Annotated in this window: 27 protein-coding genes and 1 pseudogene; 10 read left to right on the forward strand and 18 right to left on the reverse strand. The window is 44.9% G+C overall.

The window, feature by feature from the left end:
* Window positions 1–16: 16 nt before the first annotated feature.
* Entirely contained in the window at window positions 17–223 is a 207-nt protein-coding gene (gene copZ, locus AC622_RS18950; protein ID WP_049672458.1) for a copper chaperone CopZ, read from the reverse strand.
* Window positions 224–234: 11 nt separating this feature from the next.
* Window positions 235–564 (reverse strand): metal-sensitive transcriptional regulator, encoded by a 330-nt coding sequence (locus tag AC622_RS18955; RefSeq protein WP_049672459.1) that lies wholly within the window; start codon window positions 562–564, stop codon window positions 235–237.
* Between the two features lie 161 nt (window positions 565–725).
* On the opposite strand from AC622_RS18955, the gene AC622_RS18960 reads away from it, so the two are divergent.
* Window positions 726–1,334: a histidine phosphatase family protein gene (locus AC622_RS18960; RefSeq protein WP_197089963.1), complete on the forward strand. Its 609-nt coding sequence runs from the start codon at window positions 726–728 to the stop codon at window positions 1,332–1,334.
* Between the two features lie 226 nt (window positions 1,335–1,560).
* Here the strand turns inward: AC622_RS18960 and AC622_RS18965 are convergent, their stop codons facing one another.
* Window positions 1,561–2,361, reverse strand: a complete 801-nt coding sequence (locus AC622_RS18965) for an aminoglycoside N(3)-acetyltransferase (protein ID WP_049672460.1) — start codon at window positions 2,359–2,361, stop codon at window positions 1,561–1,563.
* Between the two features lie 63 nt (window positions 2,362–2,424).
* Window positions 2,425–3,324: a diacylglycerol/lipid kinase family protein gene (locus AC622_RS18970; RefSeq protein ID WP_082197216.1), complete on the reverse strand. Its 900-nt coding sequence runs from the start codon at window positions 3,322–3,324 to the stop codon at window positions 2,425–2,427.
* Between the two features lie 143 nt (window positions 3,325–3,467).
* Here AC622_RS18970 and rraA point away from each other — a divergent pair, with 143 nt between their 5' ends.
* From rraA to AC622_RS18980, 3 genes are all read left to right on the forward strand, one after another.
* A complete protein-coding gene (gene rraA / locus AC622_RS18975; protein ID WP_049672462.1) occupies window positions 3,468–3,944 on the forward strand; it encodes a ribonuclease E activity regulator RraA in 477 nt (158 codons plus the stop codon).
* Window positions 3,945–4,194: 250 nt separating this feature from the next.
* Window positions 4,195–4,272 (forward strand): putative holin-like toxin, encoded by a 78-nt coding sequence (locus tag AC622_RS21715; protein WP_439802393.1) that lies wholly within the window; start codon window positions 4,195–4,197, stop codon window positions 4,270–4,272.
* Window positions 4,273–4,541: 269 nt separating this feature from the next.
* Window positions 4,542–5,837, forward strand: coding sequence for a hemolysin family protein (locus AC622_RS18980; RefSeq protein WP_049672463.1), 1,296 nt, complete (start codon window positions 4,542–4,544; stop codon window positions 5,835–5,837).
* 37 nt (window positions 5,838–5,874) lie between these two features.
* Here AC622_RS18980 and AC622_RS18985 read toward each other — a convergent pair whose 3' ends face one another.
* Window positions 5,875–6,171, reverse strand: coding sequence for a rhodanese-like domain-containing protein (locus AC622_RS18985; protein ID WP_049672464.1), 297 nt, complete (start codon window positions 6,169–6,171; stop codon window positions 5,875–5,877).
* Between the two features lie 74 nt (window positions 6,172–6,245).
* Window positions 6,246–6,500: a metal-sensitive transcriptional regulator gene (locus tag AC622_RS18990; protein WP_049672465.1), complete on the reverse strand. Its 255-nt coding sequence runs from the start codon at window positions 6,498–6,500 to the stop codon at window positions 6,246–6,248.
* Window positions 6,501–6,704: 204 nt separating this feature from the next.
* Between AC622_RS18990 and AC622_RS18995 the strand changes: the two genes are divergently transcribed.
* From AC622_RS18995 to AC622_RS19005, 3 genes are read left to right on the forward strand one after another with little or no spacing between them, the layout of a single operon-like run.
* Window positions 6,705–7,484, forward strand: a complete 780-nt coding sequence (locus AC622_RS18995; RefSeq protein ID WP_231589560.1) for a transporter substrate-binding domain-containing protein — start codon at window positions 6,705–6,707, stop codon at window positions 7,482–7,484.
* A gap of 24 nt (window positions 7,485–7,508) precedes the next feature.
* Window positions 7,509–8,174 (forward strand): amino acid ABC transporter permease, encoded by a 666-nt coding sequence (locus AC622_RS19000; RefSeq protein ID WP_049672466.1) that lies wholly within the window; start codon window positions 7,509–7,511, stop codon window positions 8,172–8,174.
* Window positions 8,175–8,199: 25 nt separating this feature from the next.
* Window positions 8,200–8,922, forward strand: coding sequence for an amino acid ABC transporter ATP-binding protein (locus AC622_RS19005; protein ID WP_156185729.1), 723 nt, complete (start codon window positions 8,200–8,202; stop codon window positions 8,920–8,922).
* A 537-nt stretch (window positions 8,923–9,459) separates the two neighbouring features.
* On the opposite strand, the gene AC622_RS19015 is transcribed toward AC622_RS19005, so the two are convergent.
* The 7 genes from AC622_RS19015 to AC622_RS19045 form a co-directional block, all read right to left on the reverse strand.
* A complete protein-coding gene (locus AC622_RS19015; protein ID WP_049672469.1) occupies window positions 9,460–9,993 on the reverse strand; it encodes an REP-associated tyrosine transposase in 534 nt (177 codons plus the stop codon).
* Window positions 9,994–10,109: 116 nt separating this feature from the next.
* Window positions 10,110–11,183, reverse strand: a complete 1,074-nt coding sequence (locus tag AC622_RS19020; RefSeq protein WP_049672470.1) for an ABC transporter substrate-binding protein — start codon at window positions 11,181–11,183, stop codon at window positions 10,110–10,112.
* Entirely contained in the window at window positions 11,180–11,980 is an 801-nt protein-coding gene (locus AC622_RS19025) for an ABC transporter permease (protein ID WP_049672471.1), read from the reverse strand. The genes AC622_RS19020 and AC622_RS19025 overlap by 4 nt, the downstream gene beginning before the upstream one ends.
* Before the next feature lie 10 nt (window positions 11,981–11,990).
* Window positions 11,991–12,782: an ABC transporter permease gene (locus AC622_RS19030; RefSeq protein ID WP_049672472.1), complete on the reverse strand. Its 792-nt coding sequence runs from the start codon at window positions 12,780–12,782 to the stop codon at window positions 11,991–11,993.
* Entirely contained in the window at window positions 12,772–13,878 is a 1,107-nt protein-coding gene (locus AC622_RS19035) for an ABC transporter ATP-binding protein (RefSeq protein ID WP_049672473.1), read from the reverse strand. The genes AC622_RS19030 and AC622_RS19035 overlap by 11 nt, the downstream gene beginning before the upstream one ends.
* Window positions 13,879–13,906: 28 nt before the next feature.
* Entirely contained in the window at window positions 13,907–14,455 is a 549-nt protein-coding gene (locus tag AC622_RS19040; protein WP_049672474.1) for a helix-turn-helix domain-containing protein, read from the reverse strand.
* Window positions 14,456–14,666: 211 nt separating this feature from the next.
* Complete coding sequence (locus tag AC622_RS19045; protein ID WP_082197217.1) at window positions 14,667–15,431, reverse strand: MerR family transcriptional regulator; 765 nt, start codon at window positions 15,429–15,431, stop codon at window positions 14,667–14,669.
* A 123-nt stretch (window positions 15,432–15,554) separates the two neighbouring features.
* Between AC622_RS19045 and AC622_RS19050 the strand changes: the two genes are divergently transcribed.
* A complete protein-coding gene (locus tag AC622_RS19050; protein WP_049672475.1) occupies window positions 15,555–15,884 on the forward strand; it encodes a four-helix bundle copper-binding protein in 330 nt (109 codons plus the stop codon).
* Between the two features lie 51 nt (window positions 15,885–15,935).
* Here AC622_RS19050 and gshAB read toward each other — a convergent pair whose 3' ends face one another.
* Complete coding sequence (gshAB, locus tag AC622_RS19055) at window positions 15,936–18,167, reverse strand: bifunctional glutamate--cysteine ligase GshA/glutathione synthetase GshB (RefSeq protein WP_049672476.1); 2,232 nt, start codon at window positions 18,165–18,167, stop codon at window positions 15,936–15,938.
* A gap of 322 nt (window positions 18,168–18,489) precedes the next feature.
* Between gshAB and AC622_RS19060 the strand changes: the two are divergent.
* Window positions 18,490–19,348, forward strand: a pseudogene (locus AC622_RS19060) (manganese catalase family protein).
* Between the two features lie 74 nt (window positions 19,349–19,422).
* Here the strand turns inward: AC622_RS19060 and AC622_RS19065 are convergent.
* Window positions 19,423–19,944, reverse strand: a complete 522-nt coding sequence (locus AC622_RS19065) for a GNAT family N-acetyltransferase (protein ID WP_049672477.1) — start codon at window positions 19,942–19,944, stop codon at window positions 19,423–19,425.
* Between the two features lie 140 nt (window positions 19,945–20,084).
* On the opposite strand from AC622_RS19065, the gene AC622_RS19070 reads away from it, so the two are divergent.
* A complete protein-coding gene (locus AC622_RS19070) occupies window positions 20,085–20,768 on the forward strand; it encodes an N-acetylmannosamine-6-phosphate 2-epimerase (RefSeq protein WP_197089998.1) in 684 nt (227 codons plus the stop codon).
* Between the two features lie 47 nt (window positions 20,769–20,815).
* Here AC622_RS19070 and manA read toward each other — a convergent pair whose 3' ends face one another.
* The 3 genes from manA to AC622_RS19085 form a co-directional block, all read right to left on the reverse strand.
* Window positions 20,816–21,763 (reverse strand): mannose-6-phosphate isomerase, class I, encoded by a 948-nt coding sequence (gene manA, locus AC622_RS19075; protein ID WP_049672479.1) that lies wholly within the window; start codon window positions 21,761–21,763, stop codon window positions 20,816–20,818.
* 148 nt (window positions 21,764–21,911) lie between these two features.
* Window positions 21,912–22,286 carry an STAS/SEC14 domain-containing protein gene (locus AC622_RS19080; RefSeq protein WP_049672480.1) on the reverse strand — a complete coding sequence of 125 codons (375 nt, stop codon included), beginning with the start codon at window positions 22,284–22,286 and terminating at the stop codon, window positions 21,912–21,914.
* A 76-nt stretch (window positions 22,287–22,362) separates the two neighbouring features.
* On the reverse strand, window positions 22,363–22,956 hold the full coding sequence (locus tag AC622_RS19085; protein WP_049672481.1) for a superoxide dismutase family protein: 594 nt from the start codon (window positions 22,954–22,956) through the stop codon (window positions 22,363–22,365).
* Window positions 22,957–23,079: the final 123 nt, after the last annotated feature.

Below are 23,079 nucleotides of genomic sequence, written 5' to 3' on the forward strand. Positions count from 1 at the left end.
TGGCCTATAAGGGGGGTTATTCTACCTCATATCCTTGGTCATCAATGGTTTCCTTAATAGCATCAAGCGTAACCGCGCTTTCATCGTAAGAAACCTCAACCTTGCCCCCGTTTAAATCAACAGCGACCGTTTTCACTCCTGCAAGACCTCCTACACTCTCCTCCACTGCCTTTACACAATGTCCGCAAGACATACCGCTTACTTTCAATACATCTGTTTTCATCTTTATTCCTCCTATTTTTTCATTAATTTTTGTATGGTAATCAAGACTTCATCCAGAACCTCTGTGTCCCCATCCTGTATTCTCTCGAGCACACAGCTCTTCATATGGCCCTCAAGCAGGAGCTTGCCAACTGAATTCAGTGCTGACTGTGTTGCTGCAATTTGGGTAATGACATCATCGCAATAAACGTCCTTCTCGATCATGCCCTTGATTCCGCGTATCTGTCCCTCAATACGATTAAGACGATGGACCAGATTACGCTTTGTTTCCTCTGAGTGGTGGCTTGTTCTTGCCGTTGTATGCTCACAGCAATCTAATACTTTCTCATCGCCGTCGGTCATCTAAAGCCCCCCTTTCATAATGTTCTCTTCTACGTTAACATACCCCCTAGTGGTATGCAATAGATTCAAACTAGGGAAATGCCAATATTTCAATCTTTTTCATCCATCATTATTGTGGGATATAATAAACAGTATCTACAATAAAAAAGGAGACATGTGCTTTGCTTACAATATATCTAACAAGACATGGACTAACCGAATGGAACGTAAACCGCCGCATGCAAGGCTGGGGCAATGGAGAATTAACGGAGAAGGGCATCAGGGATGCGAAAGCACTTGGCAATCGCTTAGCTGACACCACTATTGATAAAGTGTATAGCAGCTCCTCAAAACGAGCATATGAGACAGCCCAATATATTATTGGCGACCGTGAAATCAGTCTCATTCAAATGGATGATTTGCGCGAAATGAACTTCGGAGATTGGGACGGCCGTATCCGTGAAGAGGTGGAGGCTGAATACCCAGAGGATTTCAAGACATTCTGGGAAAAACCGCATCTTTATGACCGCAATTCCGGCGAAACCTTTGAACATGTTAGAAAAAGAGCTGTTCAAGCATTTGAACGCATTATTGAGGAGAACAAAGAAGGAACCATCCTTATCGTTACCCATTCCATCTTCCTTCGTGTTCTGATGACGTATATCAAGGACATCCCGCTCTCTGATGTCTTTAAAGCCACACCTCCCGGCAATACAAGCCTAGCTAAAGTAGAGGTAGAAAACGGCCAATTGAACTTAATTTTTGAAAACGATATGCAGCATGTTAAATAATGACTACGAAAACGAGCTGAGACAAAACCTAATTAATTATTCTTCCTGTTAAATAGCAGTTGGAAAGACAAGTTCGTTCCACTAGTCACTAATAATGGAAAGCCACAATCAACTAATGCATGGAAAACAACAAATAAAGACCCGAAGGATTAGACGATAGATACCTTTATCGTCTAATCCTTCGGGTTTATCATTGGCTGAAATACTTATATCCCAGCCGCATTTTTTATCTTGTAGAATGCTTCATCCATTTCTCCGCGAAATCGACTGCTTCTCTCATCGAGAATAAGCGGGAATGAGCACTGCCAATCTTGCCGCGCATAATCTTATGTTCCCTCTCAAACTCCACGCCAATCTCGTCAAAGTCGGTATCATCATAATCCAGGTCGTGAAATTCCACCCACTTCCTGACACCGTCTATTATGATTGGCGCTCCTTTCATAATTTCCGCTCGATTTCCGGCCCTGTACTCTGCCAGATGAAAGCATGTATTCGTTTCATAGGTTGTCCCAATAAACAGGACATAGGCATCTAAATCATACATTTTCCTTAGCGGTGACTGCTCCCCAAGCCCATATTCAAGACTGTGGGCGGACAGGATTTCTTCCTTCCTAGCCCCCCAGCCGGCAAAGGATACCTGCGGATGACTGCTTCTTTTGACACCCTTGAAGGTTCTGAACAGCTCTGGAACCTTGCCCATCCCGCGGGTCGGTGTAACATCGGGATCATAGGCAGGCATCGTACTGCGAACCGTCTCCCACCATTCCCACGGAATAGGTGGCAGCAGCCACTCCGCCGGGTCTGATAAATCAGCTGATTGAGTCGGCATGATAATTGTGCCCTCTTCTGTCACAGCATCCATTATCGCCTGGATAAGTGCGACGGCTCCCCCATTAACCCACCCAATGGAGGATAGTGAGCTATGAACCAGCAAGGTCATGCCCGCATCTACCCCAAGCTCACGCAAATCTTTTCGCAGTTGGTCCCTCGTCCTTGGGAAAGGCGTTTGATCGATCAAACTATTCATGGCCCCACTCTCATTTCATCGTTTTTCTCTATTATACTACTTGATGGAAGACATGAGCTTCATCTAGGCGCCGACAATCATTTCAATATGTTTATGGAGAACAGTCAATTCAGCTGGTGTCTCAGAATATATTTCCCCATCTGTGTCTGCCGCTAGAACCGGTGTCGTCTTCACAGAAAGCGATGATGTTTGGAAATGCTGCAAATTCCCTTGTGCTTCCTTCTCGTTTGGCGGCAGCTCTTCCAGATTGAATACTTCTATGAAGGCACCAAAGGAGGAATCCTTAACAATCAGCACATCAAATAGACCGTCATCCACCTTCATATTCGGAAAAGGGATTGAATTTGTGCCTATATACCGACCGTTCATGACAAGAATCATTACGGCCTCTCCCTCCAATTCATGATCATCCCCTCGAAGAGTGTATCGAAATGGCTCTGTCATTTGCACTGTCTTCAAGGCACTGAGGAAATAACTCAGTTTTCCGATTACCTTCTTTTGAGTATCATCTATATTCGTTGAGGTAGCTGCTACAAGACCGACTCCCCAAAAGTTCAAGAAATAGTGGTTATTAACCTTCCCAACATCTAAAAGCTGTGTCTTGCCCTCCATAAGGCTCTTAGCGGCCTTTGCAAGATTTTGCGGCATGCTAAGCATCCGGCTGAAATCATTGCATGTACCCCCAGGTAGTATCCCTAAAACCGGTCTCTTGTCCAATTCTGCTACACCATTGATGGCCTCATGAACGGTGCCATCCCCGCCTAGTATAATAATCAGGTCAGCTTTCTCTCCCCATTTCCTGCATAGTTCTGTTGTCTCTCCCTCACGCTCTGTCTGTATGACCTCTAATTGTTTAACATGCACACTTATAACTGGCAAGACAGCTGCCAGTGCTTTCTCTGTATCTGCCTGTCCAGCCGTTTGATTGTAAATGAACAGTGCACGGTTATACATATCCATCATCTTCCCCTCATTTTTTCCGTATTCTATCCCCCTTTATTTTCCCATTTTTGCATGGGAACAAAACCATTGTTCTGGCAGGCCTGTATCATTTTGACTATAATTGTAAAATAAACTGATTTTTCTGAACAGAGGGGTGGAAATAGATGAAAACCGCAGATTTATGTGATGACTACGCTGATCAACTTAAACTATGCCGAATGGACTTATCCTCATATGGAGGAAAGAGAGAGTTCCATGGCTATATCCAAACCGTAGATGTATTTGAGGATAATTCTTTAGTGAAGGAAAGCCTGCAAACGATTGAGCCTGGAACTGTTCTTGTCGTTGATGGGGCCGGCTCAAGAAATTGCGCCCTGCTTGGTGACCTTTTAGCCGGCATCGCCCGGGACCGCCAAATAAATGGAATCATCATTAACGGCTGTGTCCGTGACTCCGCTGAATTAGCGACCATTCCGGTCGGTATCAAAGCAATCGGGACATGCCCCTTCAAAAGCAAGAAACGCGGCGAGGGAACGAAAGATATCCCTCTCTCCTTTGGGGAAGTAGATTGGATTCCTGGCCAGTACGTTTATGCAGATGATGATGGTATTCTGCTCGCAGAAAAGCCTGTGCACACATGAGTCATCTATATACAGCCAAAAAGGTATTCGGTTAAACCGGATGCCTTTTTTCTGCTGATTCCATGGAGGTGACGAAACTTTACTGCCGCTTCTCCAACGAGATATTAAATGCTTACATTGCATGTCAAAAGTCATTTTTTGGTTAAATTAACGAACGTATGTTCTTATTTGTTCGATTGTTTGCTATAATGGACAAACAAGACCACATCCACGATGAAGACAATCTCCCACAGAATGGGGGTGATACATTTTGACAGTCTTTGAAACCTTGATGGTCACTTTTGGCTTTGCTACTCTGCTGCTCAGCATTATCACGATAAAAAAATAGGCCCCCTGTGTAAATAGAGGCCTATTTCCCTGTCCTCTGACAGGATGTGGATTCTTCAATAGCCGTGAATGCCCACCATTCACGGCTATTTCTTATTATCAGGGTATCATAAAATGGAAGCCCTTGTCATGAGAGATTCTATCAATAGGTGATTTTATCCATCTTTCTATATTGTGTTTAAGTTTGGCACGAATGGTAAAATGATTATAGAGGTTTTATCAGAAAGGCGGTGAATCTTCATCCTCCTAATACAGGGATGAAGAGGACTAATGTACACAGCTAAATTAATCGCACTATTCATCCTGCTTGCGAGCACTATGTTCTTCGTAGCATCCGAATTTGCCATTGTCAAAGTGCGCGCGACGAGAATCAATCAACTAATCGAGGAAGGCAACAAAAAAGCGATTAATGCTAAACGAGTCATCACTCATTTAGATGAATATTTATCCGCTACACAACTCGGCATTACCATCACCTCTCTCGGTATCGGGTGGTTAGGTGAGCCGACTGTAAAAGCGCTTATTGATCCATTATTCGTTAAACTGCATATTCCGGAATCCGCAGCATCCTTGATTTCATTCGTGATTGCCTTCTCGCTAATCACATTCCTGCATGTGGTTGTTGGGGAGCTAGCGCCTAAATCTGTGGCCATCCAAAAGGCAGAAGCTATTACCGTAAACTTCTCTGGACCATTGATCATGTTCTACCGGATTACCTTCCCAATCATATGGGCACTGAACCACTCTGCACGTTTCATTACTGGGCTGATTGGCATCAAGCCTTCATCTGAGGGAGATATTGCTCACTCCGAGGAAGAACTGCGCATGATCTTAAGCGACAGCTACCAAAAAGGCGAAATCAATCAATCTGAATATAAATATGTAAACAATATCTTTGAATTTGATGAGCGTCTCGCAAGGGAGATCATGGTACCGCGTACTGAAATCCATGTCTTCCAGAAGGATGATAAGCTTGAGGATATTCTTGAGGAGCTCTATGACCTGCAATACACCCGTTTTCCAGTTGCAGATGGAGACAAAGACTCCATCATCGGCTTAATTAACACGAAGGAGCTTATGACGGCCTGCCTTCGTTCCGGCATGAAGATGGATATGCCCATCGAGCCCTTTATCAAGCCAATCATTACAGTCATTGAATCGGTGCCTATTCATGACCTGCTCGTAAGGATGCAAAAAGAACAAACCCATATGGCGGTCTTGCTCGATGAATACGGCGGAACCTCCGGACTTGTCACAGTAGAAGATATCCTTGAGGAAATCGTCGGTGAGATTCGTGATGAATTTGATGATGACGAGCTTCCGGAAATACGGAAACTAGGCGATAACCATTATATTGTTGATTCTAAATTGCTATTATCTGAGGTGAATGACCTGCTCGGCATTCATATCGACAACCCTGATATAGACACTATCGGGGGCTGGTACTTAACCCGTAAGATGGACGTGATTATCGGTGATTCTATTGAGGAAGAAGGCTATATCTTCACCATCACAGAAGCCGAAGAATATCATATCCTTTATATCGAGATTAAGAAAGCTGGATAAAAAAGAAGGCGGCATCGATTTGCCGCCTTCTTCAGCTTTATTCTGTTTCGCCTTCCCATGCAAGCATGCCGCCATTTATGTTCGTAACATCATATCCATATGACTCTAAAAACTGTACAGCACGGGCACTTCGTCCGCCTGCATGGCACACAACGAAATACTCTTTATTCTTATCCAATTCATTCATTCGAAACTCAACAAGCCCCAATGGAATATGCAAGGCCTCTGGAATCTTGCCTCCTGCCACCTCATCCGCTTCACGCACGTCAATGATATTCAGCTGCTCTCCTGCTTCAAGACGAGACTGCACTTCTTGTGGATCAATTGTTTTCACGTTCTTCATTCCTCCCGAAATCTCTTTACCCCTCTAGGTATAACAAATAAGCTTAAAAAAAGCCAATCATTGAACTATCGGCTCTTCACCAATAAACTGACGGCTTCATTCACTAAGGCTTCCTGCTCTTTTCCCTCAGCTGTCTTCACACATTCCACAAGATTCTCACTCACAATCACCCCGATTGTTCGATCCACAGCTGAACGAACAGCCGACAATTGAGTCACGACATTCTTACAATCCTTGCCCTCTTCCATCATTTTTAAAATACCGCGAAGCTGGCCTTCCATCCGCTTCACACGGTTCTTAACCTGGTCATTATATTCCATCCGTTTCACTCCTTTAGAAGATTATACCCGAAAAACGATTCCTTATCTAATTGAATGTCATTGTACGCATTCATTCCCATTTTCTCAAGCAATAAACTCCATCCTTTTACCTGTTTATAGGATAAAAATGAAATAAATGGTTATTGAGTGTCTGTATTAGGGTAAAAGATGATATGCCATTTTGTCGAAAGGAGATTCTATCATATGAAAATGAGATCCATGTCACTTGCCATCCTCATCATCTGCGCCGGTATCCTATCAGCCTGTGCTGAAAAGGACAAAATGGAAAGCGGCGCTGAACTAATTGAAGAAGGCAAATTCATTTATACGGCTTCTGGCGAATTCCGGCCATTCAGCTATATGAATGACGATATGACCATGACAGGCTTTGACATTGAAGTCGGAGCAGCCATTGCCAAAGAGCTTGGCCTCGAGCCTGTCCAGAAACAAATGAAATTTAAGGGAATCGTAGAAGGAGTCAAAACCGGCCGCGCCGATGTTGCGGTAGCCAGCCACACCATCAATGACGCACGAGCCAAGCATGTCTTATTCTCCACCCCCTACTATTACTCAGGTCCCCAAATATTCACCCGGCCGGACAGCAAAATTAAAACGGTTGAAGACTTAAAAGAAAGAGAAGTAGCTGTTGCCAAAGGATCTACATATGCAGATACCGCAAGCCAATATACATCCAACATAAAAATGTATGACAGTGACATAACCGCTTTAAAGGCACTCAGTAACGGGCGCCATGATGCTGTCATCACCGACTTTGTCACAGGAGCAACCGCTGCCAAAGAAGGCTTCGAAATTATCGGCCAGCAGCTGATTGAACGAAGCGAACAGGCAGTCGTCATTCCAAAGGATAATCCCATTTTGCTCGAGGAAGTCAATAATGCCCTTGATTCACTCCGCGAAGACGGTACCTTAAAGGAAATCAGCATGAAATACTTTGGAGAAGATATTACAACAAAACCAGAATAATAGATAGAAAGGAAGTTGTTTCGATTGCCGAGTTTCTCGCATTTTTTTAACACATTAATTGATACACGCGGCGTCTTTTTCGATGCCATGATTTTAACGCTTGAATTAACAGTTGTCTCTATCCTAATCGGAATCATTATCGGTTTAGTCGTTGCCCTATTAAAGATATCTCGCATCAAAATTCTTGGCTACGTCTCTGATGCTTATATTTACCTTGTTCGCGGTACACCGCTCATCGTACAAATCTTCATCCTGTACTTTGGATTCAGCGGCATCTTCCTCATACCGGATTTCTGGGCTGCCTCACTTGCACTCGCCTTCCATAACGGTGCCTATATTGCAGAAATCTTCCGCGGAACGATTCAATCCATCGACAGAGGCCAAATGGAAGCCGGCCGCTCACTCGGAATGACCCGCGGACTCGCCATGCGTCGAATTATCTTCCCGCAGGCGCTGCGCAGAGCCCTGCCGCCGCTTGGCAACCAATTCATCATCGGCTTAAAGGACTCCTCCTTGGCAGCCTTTATCTCGTTGAACGAACTATTCAACGTTGCCACCACACTCGGGTCCAACAACTTCGACGAGATGAACTACCTGCTCATCGTCGCCGTCTACTACCTAATCCTAGTCGCCATTCTCACACTCGGCCTGCGCGCACTAGAAAAGAAAATGTCCATTAGCGACCAGTAAGGGGGAATAAAACATGGCACGAGAAATGATCAAAATTGAAAACCTAAACAAATCATTCGGGGACCTTCACGTCCTAAAAAATATAGACATGACCATCCACGAAAGCGACGTTGTCTGCCTCGTCGGCTCCAGCGGATCCGGCAAAAGCACCCTGCTTCGCTGCATCAACTATCTCGAAAAAAAGAACAGCGGCAAAATCATCATCGAAGGGGAACAAATCGAAACCACCACCCACAACATCAATGAAGTCCGCCAAAAAATCGGCATGGTCTTCCAGCACTTCAACCTCTTCCCGCACATGACCGTACTCGAAAACGTCATCGAAGCACCGGTCCAAGTGAAGAAGGTACCAAAGAAAACCGCTAAACAAGAAGCCAAGGCACTCTTGAAAAAAGTTGGGCTAGAAGACAAAGCCGACGTCTACCCAAGCAAACTATCCGGCGGCCAGAAACAGCGTGTCGCCATCGCCAGGGCACTCGCCATGAAACCTGACATTATGCTCTTCGATGAGCCCACCTCCGCCCTCGACCCAGAGCTCGTCGGAGAAGTACTGCTCACCATGAAAGAACTCGCCGAAGAAGGCATGACCATGATCATCGTCACCCATGAAATGTCCTTCGCCCGCGAAGTCGCCGACTGGATCTTCTTCATGCACGAAGGAAACATCCTCGAACGCGGCACACCCGAGCAAATCTTCGACAACCCGCAGGAGGAGCGGACACGAGAATTTTTCAGCAGCCAGTTTTGAGGAAGGAAGGAAGGCACCCCCAGGTTTTTGGGGGTGTTTTTTTGTTGTGTGTGGGTGGGTGATGAAAGGGTGGTGGCAATACTTGTGCCCACCCTTTACCCTCTTTGTGTGGGCTTTGGGTGGGCTTTCTCTGACGATACCCACCCTTCGACCACCCTTCACCCCCTTTGCCTGGGCTTTGGGTGGGCTTTCTCTGACGATACCCACCCTTCGACCACCCTTCACCCCCTTTGCCTGGGCTTTGGGTGGGCTTTCTCTGACGATGCCCACCCTTCGACCACCCTTTACCCTCTTTGCCTGGGCTTTGGGTGGGCTTTCTCTGACGATGCCCACCCTTCGACCACCCTTCACCCCCTTTGCCTGGGCTTTGGGTGGGCTTTCTCTGACGATGCCCACCCTTCGACCACCCTTCACCCCCTTTGCCTGGGCTTTGGGTGGGCAAAGGGTGAAACATCTCCAGACAACTCATCTAAAAATGAATCACATTCTCTCATACAAAAAAAACAGAGGCCATAACCTCTGCTTTCTCTCATGCTACTACTTTTCCACATACTTTTTATACATTTCCCGCGGGTTTTGGGTATAGCAGGAGAAGGTTGTTGCTGTTTCTACAAGGGGATCTGTTCTTGGTGAGTGTTTGATGAAGGTGTTATAGCTGCTCCATAAATAGTCACTCGGTTTATTTGCTAGACCGGCGGCAACCGGGTTTAGATGAATATACCTGCTGACATTAAGCAGGTGATCATTATCGTGGATCTTTGAGGCAAAGAAACGGGATTGGAAGACATGTCCTTCTTTTTGGTACGTTCGATTGAAGTAACGAGAATATCTTTGCTGGATGATTTGCATGATTCTGCTTGGGGTAATTTCCTTCGATTCAATGAGTAGATGGAAGTGATTGTTCATGAGGCAATATGCGTGGAGTTTAAAGGGGTATTTGTAGCGTACTTCAGAAAGTATGAGTATAAACATATGCTTATCAAGGTCATTGTAGAAGATACTCTCTTTTCTCACTCCTCGATTGGTGATATGGTAGGTGGCACCGCTCACCCATGTGCGTTGTTTAGCCAATTTTCATCCTCCCTTCAAAATAATTCATCACCCTATTTTCATTCGCCCACCCTATCCCCATTTCCTCCAAAAAACACATAAAAACCGGAGCCCAAAGGCTCCGGTTTTCATCCATCCTATTTCTTATGCATCTTAAATTCCAGGAATAGCTCGTTATAGTAGGCGAGCATTTTCTTTCCGAGGTTGTTGTAGACCTCGAGTCTTGAGGTTAGTTCCTCGGATGGGTAGAAGCGTTCATCGCTTGAGACTTCTTCGCCAAGGATGTCCAAAGCAGCGGTGTTCGGCGTTGAGTAGCCGACGTAGTCTGCGTTTTGGGCGGCGTTTTCAGGGTCAAGCATGAAGTTGATGAATTGGTGTGCCCCGTCTATGTTTGTGGCTGTTTTTGGGATGACCATGTTGTCGAACCAGAGGTTAGATCCTTCTTCTGGGACGACGTAGTCGATGTTTTCGTTTTCCCACATGATGTCGGCGGCGTCGCCTGACCAGACGAGACCAACGGCTGCTTCTTCTTGGGCAAGCAGCATTTTGATTTCATCCCCGACGATGGCTTTGATATTTGGTGTCAGGGTGTCGAGTTTGTTTTTCGCTTCTACGAGATGGTCTTTATTTGTGTCGTTGAGCGAGTAATGCAGGCTGTTTAAGCCCATTCCCATAACTTCGCGGGCGCCGTCTACGAGGAGGATTTGATTTTCGAGTTCTTCGCTCCAAAGGTCGTTCCAGCTGGTGAATTTCATGTCAGGGAGCATTTTTGTATTATAGGCGATTCCGACTGTTCCCCAGAAGTAAGGAATCGAGTATTTATTATCTTCATCAAAGGATAGATTCAAAAATCGATCGTCAATGTATGGAAGGTTTGTCAGCTTGTCATGGTCAAGCTCATGGAGCAGGCCTTCTTCCTTCATCTTACTGATGGCGTATTCAGATGGAACAGCGATATCATAGCTTGTTCCGCCTTGTTCGATTTTTGTCATCATCGCTTCATTAGAATCAAAGGTTTGATAGATGACCTTGATACCTGTTTCTTCTTCAAATTTATCAATTAAATCCGGGTCGATATAGTCTCCCCAGTTGTAGACGGTCAATGTATTGTCACCTGAGTATCCTTCTGCACTATTCAATCGATTGATTAAATAAAGAAGACCGAAGGATACGACCAGGATGATGATAAGTGAGCGGGTTAATTTACTCATTCTCTAACCCCCATTTTTTGTGGCCTACCGCTGCGTTTGGTAATGAAGTAATACCCGATGACCAATAGGATTGTGAACAGGAATAGCAATGTACTCAAGGCATTGATGGTCAACGAGATTCCTTGGCGTGCCATAGAGTAAATCTCGACTGATAAGGTACTGAAGCCGTTTCCTGTTACGAAGAAGGTAACGGCGAAATCATCGAGCGAGTAGGTCAATGCCATGAAGAACCCGGCAAAGATTCCCGGTGTGATGAATGGCAGAATGACCTTCGTGAGTACATTCCATTGGCTTGCCCCAAGGTCGCGTGCAGCATCGATTAAGGTCGGGCTCATTTCCTGCAGCTTTGGCAGCACCATGATGACGACGATTGGCACACTGAAAGCAATATGTGACAGAAGCACGGATACGAAGCCAAGCTTGATACCGATAATCGTGAACATAATAAGGAAAGAGGCACCGATGATAACATCAGGGCTGACTATAAGTACGTTGTTTAATGATAACAGCGTATTTTTTGTTCTTCTTTTCCTCACTTCATGGATGGCCAAAGCGCCAAACACACCTAGAACGGTGGAGATCAAGGCAGATAATAAAGCAATGACCAGAGTATTTAAAACAATAATTAAAAGCCTTGTATCAGCGAAAACTTCCTTATACCAGTCAAGTGTGAATCCATCAAAATTATGCATCGTTCCACCCGCATTAAAGGAGTAAAACATTAAATAGAAGATTGGCGCATACAGGATGGCAAACACAAGAATTAAGTATAGATTTGATAGTTTAAATTTCTTCATTTCCCATCCCTCACTTTCTTCTGCCTGTCAGGATCATAATTAACACCATGGCAATAATCAAGAACACGGCAATCGTTGCACCCATTCCCCAGTCCTGGGTGACGAGGAAATGCTGTTCAATCGCGGTACCAAGTGTGATGACACGGTTACCCGCAATCAGTCGTGTGATCATGAAGAGTGACAAGGCAGGAATGAAGACGGCTTGTGCCCCTGATTTAACCCCGTCAATCGTTAGCGGAAGGATGACGCGTCGGAAGGTCACCCATTTGGATGCTCCAAGGTCTCTTGCCGCATCAACATAGGATTGGTTCATTTCTTCAAGCGCATTATAGATTGGCAGAAGCATGAACGGGATAAAGATATAAGTGGCAACAAAGATAAAGCTGAAATCCGTGAACAGGATTTGTTGCGTTCCAATGCCGAGCACCTCCAAGAAGGCGTTGGCAGCACCGTAAGTGCCGAATATGCCAATAAAGGCATATGCTTTTAAAAGCAAATTGATCCAAGTCGGTAAAATAATTAATAGAAGCCATAATTGCTTATGCTTTGTTTTTGTCAGTAATAATGCCGTTGGATAGGCAATCAATAAAGCGAGTGCCGTTACAATAAAGGCGTACCAGAATGAGCTAAGTGTCATTCTTAAGTATACCGGCGTAAAGAACTTCGCATAGTTCTGAAGCGTGAATCCGCCATCAATGCCGATGAAGGAATAATAAACAACCAAAAGGATTGGGAAGACGACAAATAGCGCAATCCAAAGTGTGTATGGGATGAGATATAAGGTTTTGGCTCTATTCTTCATGGCCGGCCTCATCATACGCTTCTAGACGTTTATCGAATTCTTCTTCCGTTTCCCCCGGCAGCATGACATGGATCGCTTCCTCATCGAAATTCAAGCCAATCTCATCTCCCACAATCGCTTTTCTCGTGGAGTGAACGAGCCATTCATTGCCTGCCTCATCAAAACAGCAAATCTCGTAGTGGACACCGCGGAACAACTGAGAATCAACGCGCACTTGCAGTTTCCCTTTCTCACGGGATGTAATCTCAAGGTCCTCTGGACGAATAACAACTTCCACTGTTTCGTTTGGTCTAAAGCCTTGGTCGACACAGTCAAATTCCTTTTCGCCAAATTTGACCTTGAAGTCCGCAATCATCTTACCTGGTACGATATTAGATTCCCCGATGAAATCAGCAACGAAGCGGTTGACCGGCTCGTCATAAATATCTGTTGGTGTTCCGCTTTGTTCGATGCGCCCTTTGTTCAGAACAAAGATCTCATCACTCATGGCAAGTGCCTCTTCTTGGTCATGTGTGACGAAGATAAAGGTAATACCAAGGCGGCGCTGCAGCTCGCGGAGCTCATATTGCATTTCTGTGCGAAGCTTCAAGTCAAGGGCGGATAGCGGTTCATCAAGAAGGATAATTTCCGGCTCATTCACAATCGCACGCGCGATAGCAACACGCTGGCGCTGACCGCCGGACATTTCTTTGATTTCACGGTTTTCATAACCGGCTAAGTTCACGAAACGCAGAGCCTCGGTTACCTTTTTTGCTACCTCCGCACCCTTCATCTTTTTGATACGCAGACCGAAGGCGACGTTTTCAAATACGTTCAAATGAGGGAATAACGCATAGTCCTGGAAGACCGTGTTCACTTGGCGTTCATTGGCAGGAACATCGTTAATCCGTTTTCCATCGAAATAAATATTTCCTTCTGATGGCTGCATGAAGCCAGCAATCAGACGGAGGATAGTCGTTTTACCACAGCCGGACGGACCGAGAAGCGTGTAGAATTTCCCGCGTTCAATCTCGAAGCTAACATTCTTCAATACGGCTGGATCGTCATCATATTGCTTGGTGACGTTCTCAAAACGAATAATGGGTTGATTAGTCATGGTCATTACTCCTTCTATGGACGATTAATTACAGATAAGACTCCGTCGCTACAAGCAATAATTCGCTCTCTCCAGCATGATCATTCACGATTTGATGATCTTCTGTCGCGCTGAAATAGATTGCTTCCCCAGCCTTGGCATAGTATTCTTTCTTGCCCAGAGTTATCATGATTCTTCCTTTTAATACATACGCAAATGTTTCAGACAGGGATGGCTCGAACTTCTTGAACTCGCCCTTTTCCTGCAGAGTCAAAAGAATGGGCTCCATTTCCTTCTCGTTGGATTCAGGGACAAGCCATTGAATTTGATAACCGCGCTCTTCATCAACGAAATCTGTCGTGTCTCCTTCTCCGTAGACGACCTTCTGGATTCTTTCCTCTTCATCAAAGAATTGCTTTGGCGTGCACCCAAGAACCTCCAAAATATCAAAGAAGGTCTCAATTGACGGGGAGCTGAGTCCTCGCTCCAGCTGTGATATATAGCCTTTGCTTAAGTCCGTCCTCTCACCTAGTTCTTCCTGTGTGAGCCCCTTTTTTAATCGTAAGTTTTTTATTTTGCTTCCAATCGCTTGTAACATTCTATAACCTCAAATCGGTTTATTATTAGTAAACCTGTGATAGAGAAAGTTTATTGTCATCAAACTTTTAGTTTACTTTTGACCTTGATTATTATACAGGATTATTGGTAAACTTCAACATTTTATTCTTGAAAATAATATGTTTTTATTTTCTGCAAAAATAGCAAAAAATTTACCCCAATAAAAAAAGCGCCTTTCAGCGCTCTCCTTCTCATTCATTATGACGGCTTCCGTATATACGAATGGCTTCGCTCATATAGTCTGCGAGTCCGTTCTTAATTTTGTCGAGGTTTTCCTTAAAGCGTTCATCGGCTGTGTACATATCCCCGAGTCCACGGAAAATCTCTATTGTGCAATTATAATGGTACCGTGTAATATGCATGCGCCACTCATGGATAAGCTCCTGCACGGCATCCTCCTCTGGCTTCCGGTCCATGACGGCCGCAATTCTCTCAAAGATGGCAGTTCGTTCTTGCTCGATTCGTGCAAAATCATCGTCCTTATACGATTTTCGCTTTTTCTCTGATTGTTCATAGGCCTCTGTTTGACCATACTTTTCTTTAACCTCTTGCTCATATTGCTTCTGGAATTGGTCGAGCTTGCTTCGGTCAAATGGCTTTAACCGTTTATTTGAATCCATCTCTTTTCCTCCTTTAATCGCTTCAATTGTTTCATCTACCGATTGAATAATACGCATCAAGCGGTCTCGTTTTTCAATGAGGATTTTCCTGTGCATCCGCAAGGCCTCCTCTTCATTGAATTGAGGATCATCAAGAATCCTTTTTATCTTGCTGAGCGGAAAGTCCAGTTCCTTTAGGAATAGAATTTGCTGAAGGCGGGCGGCATCCTGTTCATTGTACAGACGGTATCCGTTGTCTTCCAGCTGGCTCGGTTTTAGAAGATTAATTTCATCATAGTAATGGAGGGTGCGAATGCTGATGCCGGACATATCAGCTAATTCCTTAATTCTATACACCTTTAACCACCTCCCTTTCCTTCATCGTACAGCCTGACGCTACGTGAAGGTCAATGGTTTTGTTTAATGAAATTTCATCAGGGAATAGAACAAATGGATAAAAGCTACAGAGGAGGATAAAGCATGAAGGAGAATATGTACCAAGATTGCATTGATGCCTGCCTTGCCTGCATGGATGCATGCAATATGTGCTTTGACGCATGCTTGAGAGAAGATGATGTGAAGATGATGAGCGAGTGCATCAGACTGGATCGTGAATGTGCAGATATTTGCGCCTTTGCCGCAAAGTCTATGCAATCCAACAGCCCTTTTGCAAAGGATATCTGCAAACTATGCGCAGCTATTTGCGAGGCCTGCGGACAGGAATGCAAAAAGCATGATATGGACCATTGCCAGGTATGTGCAGAAGCCTGCCTAAGCTGTGCAGATTTATGCCGCAGAATGGCTGCTTAATGTAAGTGAACCCTCTGGAAACGAAGACATTCATTTCCAGAGGGTTCTTTTTTAAGATGAGAATAGAAGGTCTAGAATTTTCTTCCCAATCCGGCGGTTCTCCCCCTTAAAGGGATAGCAATGAATATGGATGGCCGGGTTGAAATTCAATTCAATAATAGCCGCATCTTTCTCCGATCCTTTCCCGTCCAAGCTCTTTATCATCATATCCACACCGCAAATGACGGCGCCTGCTGCTTGTGCAGCCTGCAGCGCCATTCGGTTATAGAGCTCTGGAATTTCATCCGTTTTATCGATGCTGTCACCGCCAGTACTGATATTGGAATTCTCACGTAAGTAGACGACTTCACCATTTGCTGGAACAGTTGAGAAGCTTCTGCCCTGCTGATGAAGAAGCATTTCCTCTGCCTCCCCCATTTGAATCTTCTCAAGTGGAGTCCGATAGCCTTTTCCGCGTAATGGATCCTCATTCTTTCGTTGAATCAATTCAGCAATGGTTGAGCGGCCATCCCCCATAACATTTGCTGGTACACGGCGTAAAACGCCTGCAACCTCATCGCCCAATATTAAAAAACGGTATTCTTCGCCTTGAATAAATTCCTCTATTAAGATGGTACGATCATGTTCAAATGCTATTTCACAGGCTCGGCGATAATCCTCCAAATGGTACCCTTCCGTAAAGATGGTAATCCCTATACCGAAATTCGTGTTCTTCGGCTTGATGACGATTGGTGAACCACCGTACTTAGGGTACTCTTTTACCGCTTCCTCAATTGCATCATAGGAATCCCCCTTAGGCACCCTGATTCCAGCCCGCTTCAAGACCTCCTTTGTCACCAGCTTATTCTCCATAATAAGCACGGTGCTATAGCTGTCCAAGGATGTCTTTGTTGCTTGCTTCACAAATTCAGTATGACGGCTGTCTGAAAGGCGAATGAAATTCTCGCTGCGGTCCAAGACCTCTATCTCCAATCCCTTTGCGATAGCGTCCTTCATCAGGATTTGAGTTGAAAGCTCCATATCCTCAAATCCTGCAAGGCGATAGGAGGTCGCCTTGCTCTCCTGTAAAAAGGCAAAAGATTGTTTCATATGAAACATTATGTAGGAATCTTCCTTAACAGCTCGAATAATTTGCTCCGCATAGCTTTCAGATGGATTTTGATATCTTTCCGCTCCCCAATCTGCCGCTTTCTTCGCCCACTCCAGCTCCATTTCCTGATAGAGCTCTTGCATACCGAAAAGGATTTGCTCCTCTTTAACTTCCTGCTCTTTCTCCTCAAGGAAGAACATATATAAGACAAAGGCATGGATGAAATAAAGCATCTCTTTGCTGATTCCATTCTTATAGAAAGGATTAAGATCAAATAAACGAATCTCGATATACTCAATGCCCGTTTCCACCAGCTGATGAAGGGTGTCGCCCTTCTTCCCAGCCTTTAGACGGACAGGGCTGTAAAACTCCTTCTCATTCATTAGTTCTTTTTCTTCTATTAATTGCTGCAGTCCTCGAATATAACGGTCGATGGATTGATAGGAAATGGTGAAATCGCGTAAGTTTCGGTAGCCGCACTTGCTATTCCGGACTGAAGGAACATCATGCTTCACATAACAGTCTTCTCCAAGCCGGATTGCCCTCTCTCGGCAAAAATCTCCGTAGGAGTCATGGAAAACTGGACTTGCTCCCATAATCTGAATGATTAGTCCGAGATAACGGTGTAAATGACGAACTACCTTTAAATACAGCTGATCTTTAAATTCTCGATAGTCCCAGCCCTTTCCGATTTCCTTGTGTAAAGAGTGAATCAAGTCCTCTGAAAAAGAAAAATTATAATGAATTCCGCTCATCAGTTGCTTTTTCCGTCCATATTTCTCGCCCAGCCTTACCCGATATTCCTCTTCCTCCGGGTCCTGCATATGGGCAATCGGGATGAGCTTATCCTCCTTGGGGACAATTGGCGGATTACTGCTCGTCCATAAATACTCGCCTCTCTTCTCCAGTTCAATGCTGATGATGTCCTGCAGATTACTGAGAAAATCATATGCCTCTTCAATGGAAGAGCATGCGGGCGTTACCATCTCGATCTGACTTTCCGAAAAGTCTGTTTTGATATAGGGATGTGTCTCCCTTCGCCCAAAGCTTGAAGGATGTTCACTTAAAGCGAGTCTCCCGTTCTTGTCGACTCGTACATTCTCTTTCTCTAGTCCAAACTTGCCCTTTAATAGGAGGGACGCTAATCCATGTTGCTGTATGGCTGCTAGAAGCCTCTGATCTGTCTGTATCATTGATGTCTCCCCTCTAAAAACCATCTGAATTTATAGATGATGCGTCAGGATTTCTTTAGCTTCTCCAAATTCCTTTGAACCTTCCGCTTCAGTGTGACCTTCGATAACTTTATTTTAATTCTTTTTACCTTTTGGGTATACATACTTTGTCTTCTCATCAAAGTACTATATAAAACCAACAAAGGATACTTGGCTATTTTACAGCAGCTTTTCTACATAATATCAGCCGGTCTATACCATAGTAATACATGAATAAACCAACTTAAAACATTAATGACAAGGTGGACATCTTTACTACTTCTACATGAAAGAGGCGAAATCTATATATTACTATAAAGAGGAATTAATCAATATTATTAAACCTGATAAACCTGACCCTGCCGCTGCGAAAGTCCTGCAAGAAGCTTTAGGCGGCCAATTTGGCGAGATGCGCACGATGATGCCGTTTTTCTTCCAGAGCAGCAATTTCAGAGGCAAGGCTACCCAATACCGAGATTTAATCCGCGGTGTTTTCTTAGAGGAAATTGCCCATGTTGAGCTTGTACAAAACACGATTAACCAGCTTTTGAACGGTTCTGGTTTATCTGATCAGCCGGGTGACGGCGGAACAGATGGAGCCCCGCTTGATGAAGCCATTAAGCATGCCAATCCTCATCACTATATTATGGGTGCCCAGGCCTCTCTTCCCGTAGATGCTGGCGGCAACCCTTGGAACGGATCATGGGTGTATGACCATGGCAACCTCATCGCTAACCTCCTTAACAATGTGACATTAGAATCCACTGGTGTATTACAAAAAACCCGTATTTACGAAATGGAGCAATAACCAAACATTCCGAGAAACACTTGGCTTCTTGATCGTACGGGACAACGCCCACCAAAATGCTTTTGCCAAGGCGCTTGAGACTTTAGGTGTTGATTGGGGCAAGCTCTTCCCTGTCCCCAACTATGACATCAATAAATATCCTGAATGCAAAAAATATGTAGACATGGGCTTCCATAATGCCCAGTTCAATTTCCGTCTCGACCCAACACGAATTGCCGAGGTCTTCAGCGGACAAACACCAAGCCGTAATGGCGGTACATTGGCCGTAGAACCTCCGCCAAAAGGCTTCCCTGTCCCGCAAATGCCTGATATGCCAAATGAGCATGCCCCGGGAATCCAGGATATGAATGCCTAAAAAGACAAGACAGAGAGCCGTTCCCAGTCGAATGGCTCTCTGTTTTATTGAATAATCATTAATCAATCGATTGATTAACAGCTTCCAAGCATGCTCCACCCTTCTCTTTCTTCCTCTGAGAGGATAGCTGGCTCAAAGCCAAGCTTTCCATAAAGATGAATCGCGGCCCCGCTCGTTGTTTGTGTCTTTAAATACGCTTCATCATGGTAGAGGGCAAGCAGTTCCATTGCTTTAGAGATAAGCGCCTTCCCCAGCCTCTTCCCTTGATATTCCGGGATGATTTCTACCCAGTGCATACGCCCGATTGTCCGCCTATTCCATTCACCGAACCAAGCTGTCGCGGTGCCAATGGGTGTTCCCTCTTCATTCAGAAGGAAGAGCATCCGCTTTTTTACCTCAGCTAGATGAGGGGTGAATTCTCGTTCAAACCGGTTCAGGGCGACGTCAGTATCAAGAAATTCACCTGTCGCCACATTGATTCTTGCCCAATTTGCTTCATCCCCCTCTTGAAAAAGACGAAATTGTACGCCCGCTGGGACCGGTGACTCTGGTATAGTTTTTAGTAGAGTATACATATAGAGTGGTATGGATTTCATATGAGTCATTCCTCACTTTATCATGATTTTATCCTGCATTAGTTGGGCAGCCCATTCCATGCCCAATTGATTCAGCTTACAATCAGTCGGGTTAAGCTCACTGATTGAAGTTTCACTTCATAGGAGGTACATAACAGATGATGCTAGATGAGATTAAAAATGGTTTAGTCGTATCCTGCCAGGCGCTTCCCGATGAGCCGCTTCACAGTTCCATGATTATGGGAAGAATGGCACTTGCTGCACAAGAAGGCGGAGCAGTCGGCATTCGTGCCAACACACGGGAAGACGTGATGGAAATCAAGAAACAGGTTTCCCTGCCGGTTATCGGAATTGTGAAGAAGGAATATCCGGATTCCCCGATTTATATCACTCCGACCCTTAGGGAAGTGAGCGAGCTTGCCTCTGCCGGTGCAGATATGGTTGCCTTAGACGCCACCTATCGTGACAGACCGCATAATATTACGCTTTCTGAGTACGTCCAGTCGATTAGGATTCATTTCCCTGAGCTCCTGCTTATGGCTGATATCTCCACAATGGGAGAAGCCATTGAGGCTGAAAGACTGGGCTTCGACTGCATTTCAACGACCCTTGTAGGCTATACGCCGTACACGAAGGGACAATGCATTGACCACAAAGATTATGAGCTGCTGCGTGAGCTCGTCTCCACCATCAGCATCCCGGTCATTGCTGAAGGGAATATTCTAACGCCTGATATGGCTCGTAAATGTCTTGAGCATGGGGCCCATGCCGTTGTCGTCGGCGGTGCTATTACAAGACCCCAGCTCATTACAAAGCGCTTCATTGACGGCATGAAGGCTGACTAAAAAAATGGCGGACCTGGTTAATAAACCTGGTCCGCCTTGCTGATTCATTAAGGATGAGAAACAATTAAGCTTGCATCTCCACTGATTTCAAATTGTCCAGTACCAGATGGGAGGATGAAATGTGTCCCCTTCTTGATTGGGAATGTGCCTTCAGCTGTCTTCAGTGTACCTTCACCCGCAATCACGCTTGCCAGCATAAATGGTTTTGCCTGTGTAAGTTCTGCCGCGCCAGCTACATCCCATTTATAAACGGAGAAATACTCTGTTTCCACAAATGTCGTCACCATCACACCAGGTCTTTGCTCCTCCTTAATGTCTACATTGGCATCCTTGTGCGGAACCATGCTTACATCAAGGGATTTTTCAATATGAAGCTCCCGCGTTTGGCCATTTTGGTCCTTGCGGTCGTAATCATATACACGGTATGTCGTATCAGAGCTTTGCTGCGTTTCCAGCACAAGTGTGCCTTCACATAACGCATGAACAGTTCCGCTTGGGACATAGAAGAAGTCGCCCGGCTTAATGGCCACACGGCGCAGGAGTTCATTCCATTCTCCTTTTTCAATCATCTGGGCAAATTCTTCCTTGGAGCCGGCATTATGCCCGTAGATCATTTCTGCTCCTTCCTTACAGTCAATGATGTACCAGCATTCTGTCTTGCCAAGCTCGCCATTTTCATGGATATTGGCATATTCATCATTCGGATGCACTTGTACAGAGAGGTCTGCATTTGCATCGAGAATTTTCGTTAATAATGGGAATACCTTTCCTTCTAGACCGCCAAATAACTCACGGTGGTGATCCCACAGCTCGATTAATGTCTTTCCTTTGTATGGTCCATTTTCAACAACAGATGGCCCGTTTTGATGGCCTGAAATAGCCCAGCATTCTCCTGTATGATCAGAAGGAATCTCGTATCCGAATTGGTCGCGAAGCGCTGTACCTCCCCAAATACGTTCCTGAAATACTGGTGTTAAAAATAATGGTTGTGTCATAAAAGTCCGGCCTCCCATGAGGGTAATAATAATGTACATATTCACTATATAGGAAGGCGATTTCTTTGTCTAACTCAAAAAAATGAATATGCTTCCACCCATTGGTACATAAAAAAGAACCTGCATGAAAACAGGTTCTCACTCGCGCTCACATACCTCCATTCCCTGATGTAATCACCCAGCCCCAGGCTTTTTCAAGGTCTTTCTCTGCAAATGCCTTCACTTCCAGATTGGGCATCATATTGCCAAGATTGGCCATGGATTGTACCCACTGAAGGTCTGATACAGCCGCAATCTTATGGAATTGGTTCATCCGCTTCGCATCGAATTTCAATCCACTGATCATTCCCATCAAATTAGTTCCATCCACGTCACGGATAATCGCCAGGATATTAAACTTTTGATTATTCCCATAATGCTTCGCCACATACCTCTCCAATTGATCCGCATCAGCCTGCGTTGCCTTTCCGCTGAATCGGACCGCAACCGTCATCATATCCTTTGATGGCAGAATTTCAAGCATCTTTTCCCATCCCCTTCTATACTGATTGAACTGCCGTACACCACACCGTTATACGAGTGTTCTTACGTTACTAAACTTATTCAAGGACACCGCAAGCTATTCGATCCCCTGAATCTCCTGAAGGGTCTGTCTTTCCATCATCCTCCTTATCATGAACAACAAGTGCGCTTCCGTCCTCATCCAATAAGGAGTTTTCTTTATCCGCTAATAAAGAGACATACTCTGTCGTGAATTCAAATTCGCCAGTGCCATCCTCTGCTACCTCAATATTCGGCAAATCCCCGGCATGCGGACCATTGTCATTTTCCACCCCATGCTTGGTATCATCAGGGTTGAAGTGAGCACCGGCAGATTCAAAGTCAGGACCCTCACACTTAGCCGTCTCATGGAAGTGAACACCATGCTTGCCAGGTTCCATTCCCTCTACCTTCAAGCTGACCTTTACACCATTTTCCTCTTGTTCAAGAACAGCTGAACCAGCTTTCTCATCATCACTGTTCTTCAATTCAACTGTCTTGCGGTTTGTCACCTTATTATCGCCATCCTGGTTATCCGCATTATTCTCGTTTTGCTCAATCTTATCGCTTGTCGTATCTAATTCTTCACTTTCAGAGCATCCTGCAAGGACGAGTACAAATGTCATGAGCATTAAAAAGATATATTTCTTCAACTTTTCTCCTCCTCTTCGTTTCTATTTACCTAAATTAACCAAGAGAGAGGCTGGTAAACACCCTTTTAAGGAAAATCATTCGATAGTCCTTAGGTGGCAGGCAAAAAAAATAGACCATTCAAT

The organism is Bacillus sp. FJAT-27916 (assembly GCF_001183965.1).
GTDB lineage: Bacteria > Bacillota > Bacilli > Bacillales > Pradoshiaceae > Pradoshia.